Here is a 15,692-nt window from a genome sequence, read left to right on the forward strand (position 1 = left end):
AACGAATGAAAATTGCGGTCGTGGGTTCGGGCATTGCAGGGCTCAGCGCAGCTTGGATGTTATCCAAGTCAAATCAAGTCACCGTTTATGAAGCGGGAAACTACGCCGGTGGCCACAGCAATACCGTCGATGTCTCTTTGGACGGTCTGACGGCAACCGTCGATACCGGTTTCTTGGTTCATAACGATCGTACCTATCCTAACCTTATCGCGCTCTTCAAATTACTCAAGCTGGACACCCCTGCCAGTGATATGTCGTTTAGCGTGAAGCTGCCTCACTTGAATCTGGAATGGGCGGGCGCCAACTTAAGCACCCTATTCGTGCAAAAGCGTAACTTGGTTCGCCCCGGCTTCTGGCGAATGATTCGGGATATCTTGAACTTTAATAAGCGTTCCCACGCATTACTCGAAGAAATGCAGGGATCGGGATTGACCTTGGGTCAGCTTCTCGAGCGTGAAGGCTACAGCCAAGAGTTTCGTGATTGGTATCTCTTGCCCATGGGTGCAGCGATTTGGTCTAGCCCCATGGATGAAATGGCGGACTTCCCTGCCGAAACTTTTATCCAGTTTTGCCTCAACCATGGCCTGCTGCAAGTCAATGATCGTCCGCAATGGAAAACCATTCGTGGTGGCTCGCGGGAATACGTAAAGCGCTTGGTTGCGGCGATTGGTGATGTTCGATTGAACACACCAGTGAGTGCGGTTAAGCGTGAAGCTGCTGGAGTCGCCGTGACCACTGCCCAAGGTACAGAGCTATTTGATCGGGTTATTTTAGCCACGCACAGCGATCAATCCCTGGCGATCTTGGAAGATGCTCACCCTGCCGAGAGAGCCGTCTTGTCAGCGGTTCGATATCAAGCGAATACAGCCTATTTGCATACCGACACGGATTTAATGCCGAAACGGCGCGCAGCTTGGTCGGCATGGAACTACTACAGCGGCGCCGAACAACAGGGTCAATATCCTGTGGCAGTCTCTTATTGGCTGAATCTCCTTCAACCGCTGCCCTTCTCTCAAGATGTGATGGTCACGCTGAATCCGCCCACGCCACCGAAGCCCGATAAAACGATTCAAGTAATTGAATATGCTCATCCGTTGTTGGATACCGCGGCCTATGAAGCCCAAAAAGCTTTACCCGCAGTGCAAGGTTTAGATCGTGTCTATTTCTGCGGAGCCTGGACAGGTTACGGCTTTCACGAGGATGGCCTAAAGGCTGGCATGGCTGTCGCCAACTTATTGGGCGCCTTTGCACCTTGGCAGCAAGCAAACGAGGCTGCGGCATGAATAAGCCTTGGCTTTATAAAGGCAAGGTTGGCCATGCCCGCTTAGGTGGCATTAGCAACGCATTTGCCTATGAAAGCCTGTTTATTTATTTCCCGATTCATCGGCGCCAAGAATTGGCCAGCCGTTTGTTTGGCTATAACCAATGGCGCTTATTTGGCTATTACGACGCTGACCATGGTGATGGTGGAGATCCTGAGCCGTGGATACGCCGCATTTTAAAAGACCATCACATCGACTTTGCTGACGGCGATATATACCTGCATGCGCTGCCGAGAATATTGGGTTTTGTCTTTAACCCGGTCAGCTTCTGGTACTGCCACGATCAGCAGCAGCAACTGCGTGCTGTGTTGTGTGAGGTCAACAATACCTTTGGCGAACGCCACTGTTACTTACTGACGGCAGAAGATAAAGGCGTCATTGATGCAGAAACCGTGCTGATTCGGGAAAAGGTTTTCCATGTTTCACCGTTCTACCCCGTGAACGGTCATTACGAATTCAAATTTGCACGGCAAGCGAACTTTAGGCGCGTGCAAATTGATTATTGGCAAGACGGCCAGTTGTCCTTAAAGACGCATGTTTCTGGTCATGCCATGGCCATGACGGATCGTAATTTATTGAAATTATTTGCCCAGTTGGGCTGGGCCACCGTTGTGGTGGTCGCCCGCATTCATTGGCAAGCCTTAAAACTTTGGCGGCAAGGGGTGAGTTTTCACCGCAAGCCCATTCCCCCCACTTTGGAGATTTCCTCATGAGCATGTCTGAAAATACCGCTATTGATCTCGCTCGCGCACCGGCCATGGCCAAGCTCATGCTTAAGCTGTTTGAACGCCTAACGATCGGCACATTAACGGTGACGTTTCCCGGTGGCGGACATCAGGTCTATGGTGGAAAGCAACCCGGCCATAACGCCTTTCTAGACATTAATGATTGGGCAGCCTGTAGCCTGATCTTGCGTTCTGGCGATATTGGGCTTGCGGAAGCCTATCGCGATAACCTAATTGAAATTCCAGACATTCCCGCGTTGTTGCTCATGGCAATGGCTAATGAAGACGCGCTAAGTCAGGCGTTTTATGGCAGCTTCTGGGGAAAGATTTTCTATAAATTCAAGCACTTCGTTGCCAATCGTAATACCCGCAAAGGCAGCAAAAAGAATATCCATGCGCATTACGACTTGGGCAACGACTTTTATAAGTTATGGCTCGATCAAACGATGACGTACTCATCCGCCATTTTTTCTACCCCCAACATGACCCTTGCCGAGGCTCAGACGGCGAAATATGAGCGCCTGCTAAATCAACTCAATGTCTCGGCGGGTGATCATATCTTAGAAATTGGCTGTGGCTGGGGCGGATTTGCCGAACATGCCGCCCTAACACGCGGCGTTAAAGTGACGGGCATCTCGCTGTCTAAAGAACAGCTGGTATGGGCTAAAAATCGCGTTAAGGGCACAGCCGCAGAGGCGCTGTGTGAGTTTAGGTTCCAGGACTATCGTGATGTCACCGGTAGTTTTGATGCCGTGGTATCCATTGAGATGATTGAGGCGGTAGGCGAAAGCTACTGGCCCTCCTACTTTGGCAAGATTTATGAAGTATTAAAGCCCAATGGTCGTGCCGGCATCCAGGCCATCACCATTGCTAACGAGCGCTTCCAAGCCTACCGAGTGAATACAGACTTTATTCAACAATTCATTTTCCCCGGTGGCATGCTGCTCTCACCTGAAATTTTGGCGCAGCAAGCTCTTTCAGCCAATTTAGCTATTGTGGACGAGTTCGAGTTTGGTCGCGATTACGCCGAAACCCTGAGACGCTGGCGCGCTGATTTTGAAACTCAATTGCCGGCTATTCGAGCACAAGGCTTTGATGAGGCCTTCCTGAAAATTTGGCGCTTTTATTACACCTATTGCGAAGCAGGATTTGACTCCGATCGCACCGGTGTTCGCCAAGTGGTTTTACAGCGCAAGGGCTAAATCATGATCAAGTTCTTTCGTCTCAGTCTGATTGTTGTCTTCATGGCGATTGTGGCCAGTGCTTGCAGCACAGCCAAAATCGCAGACTACGCAAACGAAACACCGGCGCTGTCACTGCGGGACTACTTTAATGGCCAGGTTGAGGCTTGGGGACAGGCGCAAGATCGCTCAGGTAAGGTCATTAAGCGTTTCAAAGTGTCTTTGGTGGGTGTTTGGCAAGGGCAAGATGGTGTCTTAACCGAAGACTTTGTTTACTCAGACGGTACGAAAGAGCAGCGCATCTGGCGTTTAAAGGACTTAGGCGGTGGGCGCTATGAAGGCCGCGCGAATGATGTTGTCGGTGTGGCGCAGGGTGTCACACAGGGTAATGCCCTGCAGTGGCGCTATACCTTGAGGCTACCAGTTGATGGCACAACCTACGAGGTGGCCTTCAACGATTGGATGTATTTGCATGATGCTGAAACCTTGGTCAATCGTGCCGAAATGAGCAAATTCGGCATTCACTTAGCCGATATCACCCTATTCTTCCGAAAGGTAACGCCATGAGCTTAAACACACCGGTCAGCGATTGGGCATCACAGCGTGTTTGGGTGGTCGGGGCGAGTTCAGGCATTGGCTTGGCTTTAGCACAATCACTCGTCACGTTGGGCGCTCGTGTTGCCGTTAGCGCCCGCCGTGCAGAGCCCTTACAGGCGCTAGCTTCTGCAAGCCCACAACACGTGCTCGCGCTTCCACTCAATATGACGGAAAACGCAGACTGGGATCGCGCATGGGCAACGCTTAATGCCACGTGGCAAGGTGTTGACTGGGTCGTGTTTTGCGCCGCTGACTACACCCCTGTCCGAGCGTGGGAGCTAGATCGCGATCGAGCCGCTCAACTTATTGACGTGAATCTGACCGGCACCTTGCGAGGTGTAGCCACGGTATTACCTGACTTTCTTGCAAGGGGCCAGGGTGGTATTGCCTTGGTTGCCAGTGTGGCTGGGTATATGGGCTTACCTAAATCGTTGGTTTATGGCCCGACCAAGGCTGCACTAATCAATTTTGCCGAGTCCCTATACCTAGACGTTAAGCCTAAAGGTTTGGATGTCTGCATTATCAACCCAGGCTTTGTGGCCACCCCCCTCACCGCACAAAACGATTTTGAAATGCCCGCCTTAATGACCCCAGAGGCTGCTGCGGCTGAAATCATTCAAGGGCTTGAACGGGGTGACTACGAAATTCATTTTCCCAAGCGTTTTACCCGTGTGCTGCGCTTGATTCGTCGTTTGCCAGATCGGCTACGTCTCGCCGTACTCGCTCGCATTGCAAAAAACTCCTGAGACGCCCCATGAGCACATCCACACATGCCTTAACGCAAAACCTTGCGACATGGTTTGAATCGCTTAGCCCCCAGTCGCTGGGCCAGATTGAGCACTTTTATGAAGCCGATGCGTACTTCAAAGACCCGTTTAACGAAGTCCGCGATGTTGCTCGTATTCAATTGATTTTTCAGGATATGTTTACTGAGTTTGAGCAGCCCCGCTTTGTCATTCAAGAGCAAATTTGTGACGACGATAAACGCCAATCGTTTTTGACTTGGCACTTCCTCTTTAACTGGCGCAGCAAAGCATGGTGCATTGTTGGCAGCTCACACTTGCGCTTCGGCAGCACGGGATTAGTGAATTACCACCGAGATTATTGGGATGCCTCAGAGGAGCTCTATGAAAAGCTCCCCGTGATTGGATTTGTACTTAAGGCATTAAAAAAGCGAGCGCAAAAATGACCGTGGTAGCCGATAGCATCCCCGAGGCACTCAGCCTGGCAGAAGAGACAGCGGTACGACTCCCTATTAACGCCGTAGAACGTGAGACAGGGGTCTCTAAAGAGTTGCTGCGTATGTGGGAGCGGCGTTATGGCTTTCCCGTGCCAGAACGCGATGCGCAAGGCGATCGCATTTACCCCATGCCTCAGGTGGCCAAGCTGCGTCTGCTCCGCCGTCTCATCGATTTTGGCTTTCGTCCGGGCAAAATAATTTTGCTCAATACAGAAGAGTTGGAGCGGCTGCTTAAATCGCAAGGCAAAGCCAGTTTTGATAGCTCACCTGAGCTTGAACAAGAACTACTAAGCACCCTGAAGTCTCGTGATTTAGGGCAACTTAGAGATTATTTGTCGCATCAACTCATTAAAATGGGTCTGCAGAGCTTTGTCCTCGACTTCCTGCAGTACGCCAATTTTATTGTGGGCGACGCCTGGATGCGGGGCTTGCTGGAAGTTCATGAGGAGCATTTGTTTACCGAACAAGTGCAATCACTGATGCGACAAGCCATCAGTAACCTTAGAGAGGCGACGCAACCTCCCCGCGTGTTGCTGGCGACGCCCCCCGAGGAAACCCACACCCTCGGCATTCTGATGGTCGAAGCCATTCTACGGTTAGATAACGTCGATGCCGTTTGTTACGGTGCCCAGATGCCTGTGCGCGATGTCGCGCAAGCTGTTACACGTCACAAGATGCACATCGTGGCCATATCGTTTAGTGCCTCCTACCCCACCAGCAAGGCGATTGAGTACTTAGAAGAACTGCGCTTTCGATTACCTTTATCTGTGCAAATATGGGGCGGTGGCGCATCCTTGCGATCAACACGGAAAACGGTCGAAGCGGTTCGCTTTTTCCATGATGTACCTTCCATACGACAGGCCATTAATGCATGGCGTCGAGAGCACTGAGATCATCATGACGCATGCCTTAATGTGGTTCCGACAAGATCTGCGCTGTGCCGATAACCGTGCGCTTTTCGCTGCCTGTGAATCCAAAGACACTGCTGTCACCGCGCTCTATTGCATTACCCCAGAACAATGGATTGAGCACGATGTTGCCGGTGTTCGCGTGGATTTTGAGCGCCGTCATCTCGCGGAGTTACAGCGCGACTTAGACGCCTTAAATATTCCGCTCGTCATTATTCAAGCACCCCGCTACGCCGATTTACCCGAGCGTATTGCTGCTCTTGTTCAATCCGGCGGCATTAGCGTTTTACACGCCAATCGCCAGTATGAGATTCATGAGCAACGCCGCGATAGCGCAGTGAAGGATGCCCTTAGCGACCTAGGTATAGACTGCCACTGGCATGAAGACTTATGCATTTTGCCGCCGGGCAGCGTGCAGACCCAAGATAGGCGCTATTACACCGTTTTTACGCCGTTTAAACGCAACTGGTTGGTTCAGCTTCACGAGCAACCCATACGATTACTCCCCGTACCGAAAGCTCGCCTTCAGCGTCTTAGCGTGTCAGACGTCATTCCGGATCAATGGGGTGGCTTGCCCAACGTTATCAGTGCAGAGACCGCAGAAACCCTATGGCCAGTAGGTGAAGCTCATGCCTGGCAGCGCCTGCAAGCCTTCATTGCCGATGACGTAGCCCTCTACGATCAAAAACGTAATTACCCGGCTATCAATGGCACCAGTACCTTATCGCCGTATTTAGCTGCGGGGATTTTGTCTGCACGTCAGTGCCTCGTGCTCGCTCAGCAAGCGGCGCAGCAAGGCGCTGCAGCACGGGCGGGCTGTGATGTCTGGATCAGCGAGTTATGCTGGCGCGATTTTTATAAGCACATTTTGATTGGCTTTCCACATGTGTGTAGACACCAGGCCTTCAAACGAGAAACGGATGCACTGGCTTGGCGTCACGATGACGCACTGTTTCAAGCGTGGTGCGAAGGCAGAACGGGGTATCCCATTGTGGATGCTGCCATGCGCCAATTAAAAGCCACCGGTTGGATGCACAATCGTCTGCGCATGATTGTGGCGATGTTTCTAAGCAAAGATTTGTTTATTGACTGGCGCTGGGGTGAGCGTCACTTTATGCAACATCTGATTGATGGCGACTTAGCGGCAAATAATGGCGGATGGCAATGGGCAGCCTCTACGGGCAATGATGCAGCGCCCTACTTCCGTATCTTCAACCCGACCTTGCAAGGGCCAAAGTTTGACCCCGATGGTGAGTTCATTTTGCGATTTGTGCCAGAACTTAAGGGGCTAACTGGGAAGCTACTGCACGAGCCACACAGCAAAGGCATGAGCCCCCTATTTGCACGCTACCCGCGTCCGATCGTAAAACACGCGGAAGCACGCGAGTTCACCCTAGCCCAGTTTAAAGCCCTGGGCTAGGATCACTATGGTTACGCCGCAGCACCCGACAAGGTGTCAAACAGGGCGACAAACTCCAGGGTCAATTTGTGCTTAGGCGCATGGTGGATCAAAGGCATACACAATTGATGTGACTCTTTCATAATCACGGAAGATGACAGCGCAGGATCCAGCACCGGCAGCCCTTCAGCACGAAGCTCATTCACGAGCTTTACAGGCAGTGAAGCTCTGGGTTGGAATTGATTGATGATGATACCTTCGATGCTCAGGTCTTTATTGTGATCACTGCAAGTCTCTTGGACGTTTTCCATTAACGTATAGAGTGCGCGTCTTGAAAAGGCATCACAGTCGAAAGGAATCAGGCAACGCTCCGCCGCAATCAATGCCGACAAGGTATAAAAATTAAATGCCGGTGGCGTATCAATAAAGATTTCATCATAGCTATGAGTCAGCTGCTGCAACGCAGCCGATAGCTTGTAGATCTTATGCTTAGACTCCAGCAAGTGTTCAATTTCACGAAGCTCAGGATTGGAAGGAATCACAAACAAGTGAGTAAACGGTGTTGGATGCACAAACTCTGAAAGTGGCTTTTCCTTCGATTTAAATGTCAGTGACTGCGCAAAAAATTGCCCAATATTGGGCGTTAGCTCCGGCTTGTCTCGTTCAAAAATCGCGGCATCACCCAATAAATACTGACTCGCATTGCACTGAGGGTCTAGATCTAAGACCAGTGTGCGTCGACCTTGTGCAGCACTGATGGCGGCGAGATTAACGGTAATACTGGACTTCCCTACGCCACCTTTTTGATTGAACACCACGCGCCGCATAAAACAACCTCAATAAATAAGCACTTTGAACATTCTAGCGCATCAAGACCCAACATCGATGATGGGTTTAGAGCGTCGGCGGGAAAAACCAATAGGCTGCAAAGATCGCCGTTAAGCAGCCTGCCAGATCGGCAATTAAACCACCCGCCAATGCCCCTCTATCGCGCTTAATGCCAACCACGCCGTAGTAAACAGCAATGACATAAAACGTGGTTTCAGATGAGCCCTGCACAATGGCAGCCACCAGTGCAGGAAAACTGTCAACGCCATAGGTTTGCATGGTCTCTAACATCATGGCGCGGGCGCCACTGCCCGACAGTGGCTTCATAAACGCCGTGGTTAACGCGGGGACAAACTCCGTTGGTAGCGAAAAAAGTTCCAGCAGAAATACCATGCCATCTAACAGGAGGGTAAGGACACCACTCTCTCGAAGACCGCCAATCGCGACCAACATAGCCAACAAATAGGGAATGAGACCAATTGCTGTTTGAAAGCCCTCCCGTGCACCGTCAATAAACTGCTCATAAACCGGTTGTTTGCGGGCATAACCAGCGAAGAGAAAAATCGCTATGACCGCAACCAGCAAGGTATTCCCTAGCACGCCTGACATGGGTCCCATTTGCGTTGGCGGCAGACTCGTCAACAAGGAAATGATGGCGGCCATGATCACAGCAAATCCGCCGGCATAAGCGAGTACAACGCGATCCCAAAGGGAAATTTTATGCATATAGCAAATAGCTAATAGGCCAGCGATTGTTGAGGCCGAAGTTGCCATTAAGATCGGCAGAAAAACACTAGCTGGATCCGGGGCGCCTTGCTGGGCACGGTACAGGAAAATAGATACGGGAATTAGCGTGACGGAAGATGCATTCAAGACCAAAAACAAGGACTGAGCCTTGGTCGCACGTTCAGGCTCCGGGTTAAGTTTTTGTAACTCTCGCATAGCTTGCAAGCCTAAGGGCGTTGCGGCGTTGTCTAGTCCGAGAAAGTTAGCAGACAAATTCATCGTGACGGCGCCAAATGCTGGATGACCAGCCGGCACTTCGGGCATCAATCGGCTGAGCAAGGGTTGAAGCCATCGCCCCAGCACACGAACTAAACCCGCATGCTCAGCGACTTTAAAAAGTCCCAACCACAAGGTCATGATGCCGACCAAGCCAATACTGATTTCAACGCTGGTTTTGGCGGCGGCAAACCACGCTTGTACCAAGCGTCCAAAGCTATCGATTTCGCCTAGAAAAATAGCTTGATAGGCCGTCATGGCAACACTGAGCGCAAAAAATAAAAGCCATAACGCGTTTAACACAAACAAGTTCTCCAAACAGAAGAAAGTATGGACCAGTCACGAAGAATACTGACTGTTGCATGCCTGATGACCATCAATTTACCATTCATCGCCAAAAAACTACCGTTTAACTTTTGAGGATCAACGGGATCAAAACCGCATACTTAAACACGGATCATTGCTTGAGCGGATAGCGAATCCAGCGTAAATACAGGCTTTGTAAGGCCTCAGAAGTTGTCCACAAAAGCTGTGGATAAGTCTGTTGATAGCTCAATTGTAACTGCTTTGTACAAGCACAGATGCGGGCTCCAACACATTTTGATTAAATTTTAGCCAAATTAATATAACTTAATAAAAACAAATACTTATATTTGTCAACCCTGAAACAAATATGCAAATGTTGGATTTCAGCTAAGTCTTTGAAGTTCGATGCACATTCGCCCACTCGCTAAACACATGCTGTGACTAAATTCATAAAAAAACGAAAAAGCGATGCAAGCAGATAGCCCATCTCAAGTGCAGTCTGCTTGCGTCTTCTCAGCATATCGCGGCTACTTCAGCCTAATTCGGTCCTTATTTCGCTCAATGAGCGCTGGACCTATTCCAGAAACATCTGCCAAAGCAGCTGAAGACTTGAACGGGCCATTCTTTTTACGCCACTCAACAATCGCCTGAGCTTTCGCAGGCCCAACGCCGACTAATACATCAGATAGCGTCTTGCCGTCTGCCGTATTGATATTCACTTGGTTGCTTGCGGGACGAGAAGATGGCGTGGTTGCACTAGCCTTACTTACGGCCGTCGGAGACGCCAAGGCGGGCAACGTGAACAAAGGGTTAGCCAACGCAAGTGCACTAATCAAAATCCATTTCTTCATGATGAAACTCCTAAACGAAGGGATGCTAAACCCACTACTTGAGCTTGCTCAGGAGTTCTAGGATAGGAATTGATGTTTCGCTAGGGCTGAAAACAAAAAAGCCCGTACGCAGTACAGGCTTTTAAGTGGAATCGTGGTCGGGACAGCAGGATTTGAACCTGCGACCCCTTGCCCCCCAGGCAAGTGCGCTACCAAGCTGCGCTATGCCCCGACATATTCACGAAGCGTGCATGATACTGAAATGCTTGGGCTTGTCTAGACTGAATCAGTGCGGATGGCTCAACATCTGAGCAATATCTTGCAAGTCATCAATCATTTCTTCAACAGCCAAGTGCCAAACCGTTTCGGGTGTCTGACTGCCTAAGCTCGGCGCTGCCGATGTAGCACTATCCGTCGAGCGCGCTTCAGGCTCATCGCCAACGTCTTCACCCGTTTGCGCTGTCACTGACTCGCGCTTAAGCACAGCAGAAACCACCGCCTTAGGGTCTAACAACTGCTGGCGTGCACCCTGTATCGTGTAGCCCTGCAGATAGAGCAAATCGCGAATTTGCCGAATAAGCAGGACATCTTGGCGCTGATAGTAACGACGGTTGCCACGACGCTTTACGGGCTTAAGCTGGGTAAATTCCTGCTCCCAATAGCGCAAAACATGCGATTTGACCGCGCACAGGTCGCTGACCTCACCAATGGTGAAGTAACGTTTGCCTGGAATTTCTGGCAGTGAGCTATCAGGCAGATGGATGTCCGACATGACCCTCTACCCGTTGCTTGAGTTTCTGGCCTGGACGGAATGTCACTACGCGACGCGCAGTGATAGGGATTTCCTCACCCGTTTTAGGGTTACGACCCGGGCGCTGGCGTTTATCGCGCAACTCAAAATTGCCAAAGCCAGACAGCTTAACGGGATGGCCATCGACCAGCGCTTGCCGAATTTCTTCAAAAAACTGCTCGACCAATTCTTTGGCTTCGCGTTTGTTTAAGCCCAAAGCATCGTGCAAGCGTTCAGCCATTTCGGCCTTGGTCAATGCGCTCATGTTCAATTCTCTATCTACTACATAAGCTCATTAGCTACGCAATATTGCGCCGCAAGTCGCTGATGCAGAATGCAAAATAGTATCCACTAAAGCTTGGATTTCAGCGTCCTGTAGTGTGCGTTCCGTGTCTTGCCAAGTCAATGACAAGGCCAAACTGTAATGATTTTCAGCAACACCCTGACCGCGGTACACATCGAACACGTTCAAATCACGCAACACCTCGCCCGCTTGCTGACGCACCACCGCTAAAACGTCAGCGGCAGACACCGTATCAGGAACAACTAAGGCGAGGTCTCGGCTCACGGCTGGAAAGCGCGACAAGGGCTTAAATTTCGGAAGACTGCCCTGCACGAGCGCTGACTGCTGCAGCTCAAACACATAGACCGGCCCCGTTAAACCCAGCGCTTCAATAACGCTTGGATGCAAGGCACCCATAAAGCCGATGCGGTTGCCATCTACACTAATTGCTGCCGATTGGCCCGGATGCAACACGGGGTGCGCACAGGCGGAGAACTCACCCTGAATGCCACACAATTGCAGTAAGGCCTCAATATTTCCTTTTACATCAAAGAAATCAAGCGGATTCTTCGGGTTATTCCACGATGCTGAAAAGGCATCTCCACTCACGATACCTGCCAGCATGGGCACCTGCTCAAGACCATCAGCCGTTGGTGTAAAGCGCAAACCGGCCTCGAATAAACGAACGCGGCTTTGCTGACGGCTTTGGTTGTGCAATACGGCCATGGCGAGGCCAGGCCACAGGCTAGTGCGCATGACGGCAAGCTCTGCCGATAACGGATTGGCCAATGCCCACGGATCGATGCCGGGATCAAATTGCTGTTGTAAGCCTGCCTCGATAAAACTGAAGGTGATGGCCTCTTGATAGCCCATGTCTACCAAAGCGCGCTTCAGACGACGCAGAGAAGTTTGATTCTCGGGCTGGGGCAGCAAGCGAGCAGGCGCCATCGGTGCTGTCACCGGCAAGCGGTTGTAGCCATAAAGACGAGCGAGCTCTTCAATAAGATCGACCTCGATCGTCAAATCGAAGCGGTGGCTAGGCGGCACCACCAACCAGCCCTGCTCTGCAGCAGTCACGCGGCATCCAAGACGACCGAGATAGGCAACTACATCCGCATCCTTGAGGGCAAAGCCCAGCACCTGAGCAATTCGCTGGGCGCGCAAGACAATCGCCTCACGCTTGGGCAGCTGCGCCACATCACTCACGTCAATGACTGGCCCTGCGGCGCCACCTACGAGCTCGAGTAATAAGGCAGTTGCGCGTTCAATGGCCAGTCGTGGCAACTCAAAATCCACGCCCCGCTCAAAGCGATGCGAAGAATCTGTGTGCAGGCCGTAGCGTCTCGCCTCGCCAGCCAACGCTAAGGGCTGGAAGAAGGCCGCTTCGAGCACAATAGACGTCGTAGCGGTGCTCACGGCACTGGATTGGCCACCCATGATGCCAGCCAACGCTAAGGCTTGTTGCTCATCAGCAATCACCACTGTTTGCTCGCGCAGGCTGAGTGTCTGGCCATCCAGCAGCGTCAAGGCTTCGCCAGCACGTGCCTGACGAACCCGAAGACCCCCGGCGATCTGCTCCCCGTCAAAAGCGTGCATGGGCTGGCCCAGCTCCAGCATGACGAAATTGGTGACATCCACGACCGGGCCGAGACTACGCACACCCGAACGGCGCAGGGCTTCAATCAGCCACAGCGGGCTGGCCTTGTTGTTGTCGATACCGTCGATCACGCGCGCTACATAGCGCGGGCATGCCCCAGCCGCTTCAACACTGACCGGAATGCCACGCTCATGCGCAGCAGGCACCTCAGCAATCGCCTCAACGCGCTGATCCACGCCGAAAACGGCCGCCGTCTCGCGCGCCAGACCACGGATGCTCAGGCAGTCACCGCGATTAGGAGTCAGGCCAAGCTCAATCAGGTTGTCATTCAGCTGAAGATACTGACGGATGTCCTGACCAATGGGAGCATCCTCAGGTAGCTCCCAGAGACCATCGGAAGACTCGGCCAGGCCCAGCTCCTGTTCGGCGCAAAGCATGCCGAAGGAGTCGACTCCACGCAGCTTGGCATCCTTGATCCGGAAATCGCCCGGCAACACAGCACCGACGGTGGCGACCGGAATACGAATGCCGGGACGGGCATTGCTGGCACCACAGACAATCTGCAGCGGCTGTTCGCCACCGATATTGACCCGTGTGACGCGCAGCTTGTCCGCGTTCGGGTGCTGTTCGGCACTGAGAATCTCGCCGATCACCACGCCGTTGAAGGCTGGAGCGACCGGCACGATGGCATCCACTTCCAGGCCAGCCATGGTGAGCTGGTGCGCCAGCGTGGCGGTATCTACGGCTGGATTGACGAGTGCGCGCAGGCGCTGTTCGCTGAATTGCATGGCAGGCTCGCTAGTCTGATCAGACAGAAAAAATCATTAATATCAATAGTTTGAAATGCTTTTGAAAAGCATTCAATCAAGCAAACTGGCGCAGGAATCGCACGTCATTGTCGAAGAACAGGCGCAAGTCATTGACGCCATAGCGCAGCATCGCGAAACGCTCAACGCCCATGCCGAAGGCGAAGCCTTGGAATTTGTCCGGATCAATGCCGCAGTTCTTAAGCACCTGCGGATGCACCATGCCGCAACCCAAGACTTCCAGCCAGCCGGTCTGCTTACAGACACGACATCCGGCGCCGTTGCACATCACGCACTGAATATCGACTTCGGCAGAAGGTTCGGTGAAGGGAAAGTAGGATGGACGGAAACGCACCTGAAGCTCTTTTTCAAAGAACACGCGCAGGAAGTCTTCAATCACCCCTTTTAGGTCGGCAAAGCTCACATTTTCGTCAATCAACAAGCCTTCGATTTGGTGAAACATGGGGGAATGCGTGAGATCGGAATCGCAGCGGTAAACGCGACCAGGGCAGACGATACGAATAGGTGGTTGCTGGCTTTCCATGACACGTACCTGGACCGGCGAAGTATGCGTACGCAGCAGTCGGGTGGCGTCAAAATAAAACGTGTCGTGCATCGCGCGCGCCGGGTGGTGCGAGGGAATGTTCAAGGCTTCGAAGTTATGGAAATCGTCTTCCACTTCTGGACCATCGGCTACGGTAAAGCCAACGCGGGTGAAAAAGTCTTCGATGCGCTCCATGACGCGTGTCACTGGGTGAAGACCGCCGGGCAACTGGCCGCGTCCGGGCAGCGTTACATCCACCTTTTCTGCTAGCAAACGCGCTGACAGGGCCGCCTCCGCTAAAACATTCTTGCGATCATTCAGACTGCCGGTGATGGCTTCACGTGCGGCATTTAACTCAGCCCCAAAGGCTCGACGCTCTTCTTCGCCAAGCTGACCCATGCGCTTAGATAAGTCGCTGAGTTGACTTTTTTTGCCCAAATACTGAACGCGCAGCGCCTCAACGGCGGCGGCATCTTGTGCCCGTGCGACTTCAGTCTGTAATTGAGCTACCAGAGTGTGCAAATCCGTCATGACCGACTGTTTCCTCAACTGCAGCCTCAACAAGGCATGCTCTAGAAAAACAAAAAGGGGAAGAACGCAATGCCCTTCCCCTTCGTGCGTGCTGTCAACACGCCATCACAGCGCATTAACCAACACTGACTGCATCAGGCTGCGAGGCTGGCTTTCGCCTTCTCGGCAATAGCACTGAAACCGGCGGCATCATGTACGGCAATATCTGCCAGAACACGACGGTCGATTTCAATCGATGCCTTTTTCAGGCCGTTGATGAGACGGCTATAGGACAGACCGTTCAGACGCGCAGCGGCGTTGATACGGGCAATCCAGAGGGCACGGAACTGACGCTTTTTCTGGCGACGGTCACGGTAGGCATATTGACCAGCCTTGATGACCGCCTGGAACGCTACGCGATAAACGCGTGAACGGGCACCGTAGTAACCCTTAGCGCGATCCAGAACTTTTTTATGACGACGGTGGGCAACTACGCCACGCTTTACACGAGCCATTTTCTATCCTCCGTCAGCTTACAGGTTCGGCAACATGGCCAGCACACGACCAGTATCCGAGGCCGAAACCATGGACATGGGGCGCAGCTGACGAATGCGCTTCGCCGACTTCTTGGTGAGGATGTGGCGCTTGTTAGCTTGCTTGCGCTTGAAGCCATTCGCCGTCTTCGAGAAACGCTTTGCAGCGCCCCGACGGGTTTTAATCTTTGCAGACATATCTTACCTCGTTAGTGACCCTTGCAGCCTTTGCCGAACGATCCGCAGATAGCGTTCGGGAGACTTGGGGGTAAGTTGCAAATCAGCGTCCTG

At 52.2% G+C, this 15,692-nt stretch carries 16 protein-coding genes, 1 tRNA gene and 1 pseudogene; 8 read left to right on the forward strand and 10 right to left on the reverse strand.

The window, feature by feature from the left end:
• Positions 1 to 5 precede the first annotated feature (5 nt).
• From AC14IB_RS05315 to phrB, 8 genes are read left to right on the forward strand one after another with little or no spacing between them, the layout of a single operon-like run.
• Complete coding sequence (locus AC14IB_RS05315) at positions 6 to 1,283, forward strand: NAD(P)/FAD-dependent oxidoreductase (protein WP_484230904.1); 1,278 nt, start codon at positions 6 to 8, stop codon at positions 1,281 to 1,283.
• Entirely contained in the window at positions 1,280 to 2,035 is a 756-nt protein-coding gene (locus AC14IB_RS05320; protein ID WP_484230905.1) for a DUF1365 domain-containing protein, read from the forward strand. The genes AC14IB_RS05315 and AC14IB_RS05320 overlap by 4 nt, the downstream gene beginning before the upstream one ends.
• Positions 2,032 to 3,249, forward strand: a complete 1,218-nt coding sequence (locus AC14IB_RS05325; protein WP_484230906.1) for a class I SAM-dependent methyltransferase — start codon at positions 2,032 to 2,034, stop codon at positions 3,247 to 3,249. The genes AC14IB_RS05320 and AC14IB_RS05325 overlap by 4 nt, the downstream gene beginning before the upstream one ends.
• Positions 3,250 to 3,252: 3 nt before the next feature.
• On the forward strand, positions 3,253 to 3,795 hold the full coding sequence (locus tag AC14IB_RS05330; RefSeq protein ID WP_484230907.1) for a DUF3833 domain-containing protein: 543 nt from the start codon (positions 3,253 to 3,255) through the stop codon (positions 3,793 to 3,795).
• Positions 3,792 to 4,571 carry an SDR family NAD(P)-dependent oxidoreductase gene (locus tag AC14IB_RS05335; RefSeq protein ID WP_484230908.1) on the forward strand — a complete coding sequence of 260 codons (780 nt, stop codon included), beginning with the start codon at positions 3,792 to 3,794 and terminating at the stop codon, positions 4,569 to 4,571. The genes AC14IB_RS05330 and AC14IB_RS05335 overlap by 4 nt, the downstream gene beginning before the upstream one ends.
• An 8-nt stretch (positions 4,572 to 4,579) precedes the next feature.
• Complete coding sequence (locus AC14IB_RS05340) at positions 4,580 to 5,014, forward strand: nuclear transport factor 2 family protein (RefSeq protein WP_484230909.1); 435 nt, start codon at positions 4,580 to 4,582, stop codon at positions 5,012 to 5,014.
• A complete protein-coding gene (locus AC14IB_RS05345) occupies positions 5,011 to 5,955 on the forward strand; it encodes a MerR family transcriptional regulator (protein ID WP_484230910.1) in 945 nt (314 codons plus the stop codon). Before AC14IB_RS05340 ends, AC14IB_RS05345 begins: the two co-directional genes overlap by 4 nt.
• A 7-nt stretch (positions 5,956 to 5,962) precedes the next feature.
• Positions 5,963 to 7,393: a deoxyribodipyrimidine photo-lyase gene (phrB, locus tag AC14IB_RS05350; protein WP_484230911.1), complete on the forward strand. Its 1,431-nt coding sequence runs from the start codon at positions 5,963 to 5,965 to the stop codon at positions 7,391 to 7,393.
• A gap of 11 nt (positions 7,394 to 7,404) precedes the next feature.
• Here phrB and AC14IB_RS05355 read toward each other — a convergent pair whose 3' ends face one another.
• The 10 genes and pseudogenes from AC14IB_RS05355 to rpmI form a co-directional block, all read right to left on the reverse strand.
• The gene (locus AC14IB_RS05355) at positions 7,405 to 8,199 is read right to left on the reverse strand and encodes a ParA family protein (protein WP_484230912.1); all 795 of its coding nucleotides are present in this window, start codon (positions 8,197 to 8,199) and stop codon (positions 7,405 to 7,407) included.
• 67 nt (positions 8,200 to 8,266) lie between these two features.
• A complete protein-coding gene (locus tag AC14IB_RS05360) occupies positions 8,267 to 9,505 on the reverse strand; it encodes a nucleoside recognition domain-containing protein (protein ID WP_484230913.1) in 1,239 nt (412 codons plus the stop codon).
• A gap of 530 nt (positions 9,506 to 10,035) precedes the next feature.
• On the reverse strand, positions 10,036 to 10,359 hold the full coding sequence (locus AC14IB_RS05365; protein WP_484230914.1) for a ComEA family DNA-binding protein: 324 nt from the start codon (positions 10,357 to 10,359) through the stop codon (positions 10,036 to 10,038).
• 134 nt (positions 10,360 to 10,493) lie between these two features.
• A tRNA-Pro gene (locus tag AC14IB_RS05370) sits at positions 10,494 to 10,570 on the reverse strand.
• 264 nt (positions 10,571 to 10,834) lie between these two features.
• Positions 10,835 to 11,110, reverse strand: a pseudogene (locus AC14IB_RS05375) (MerR family transcriptional regulator); the annotation flags it as partial.
• Positions 11,088 to 11,393 (reverse strand): integration host factor subunit alpha, encoded by a 306-nt coding sequence (gene ihfA, locus AC14IB_RS05380; RefSeq protein ID WP_068859189.1) that lies wholly within the window; start codon positions 11,391 to 11,393, stop codon positions 11,088 to 11,090. The gene ihfA and the pseudogene AC14IB_RS05375, both read right to left, overlap by 23 nt.
• A gap of 30 nt (positions 11,394 to 11,423) precedes the next feature.
• Positions 11,424 to 13,796, reverse strand: coding sequence for a phenylalanine--tRNA ligase subunit beta (gene pheT, locus AC14IB_RS05385; RefSeq protein ID WP_484230915.1), 2,373 nt, complete (start codon positions 13,794 to 13,796; stop codon positions 11,424 to 11,426).
• A gap of 76 nt (positions 13,797 to 13,872) precedes the next feature.
• Positions 13,873 to 14,889: a phenylalanine--tRNA ligase subunit alpha gene (gene pheS / locus AC14IB_RS05390; protein WP_484230916.1), complete on the reverse strand. Its 1,017-nt coding sequence runs from the start codon at positions 14,887 to 14,889 to the stop codon at positions 13,873 to 13,875.
• 134 nt (positions 14,890 to 15,023) lie between these two features.
• Positions 15,024 to 15,383 carry a 50S ribosomal protein L20 gene (gene rplT / locus AC14IB_RS05395; protein WP_068859181.1) on the reverse strand — a complete coding sequence of 120 codons (360 nt, stop codon included), beginning with the start codon at positions 15,381 to 15,383 and terminating at the stop codon, positions 15,024 to 15,026.
• Between the two features lie 18 nt (positions 15,384 to 15,401).
• Positions 15,402 to 15,599, reverse strand: coding sequence for a 50S ribosomal protein L35 (rpmI, locus tag AC14IB_RS05400; protein WP_068859178.1), 198 nt, complete (start codon positions 15,597 to 15,599; stop codon positions 15,402 to 15,404).
• Positions 15,600 to 15,692 lie beyond the last annotated feature (93 nt).

The sequence above is a fragment of the Perlucidibaca sp. genome (assembly GCF_057084925.1).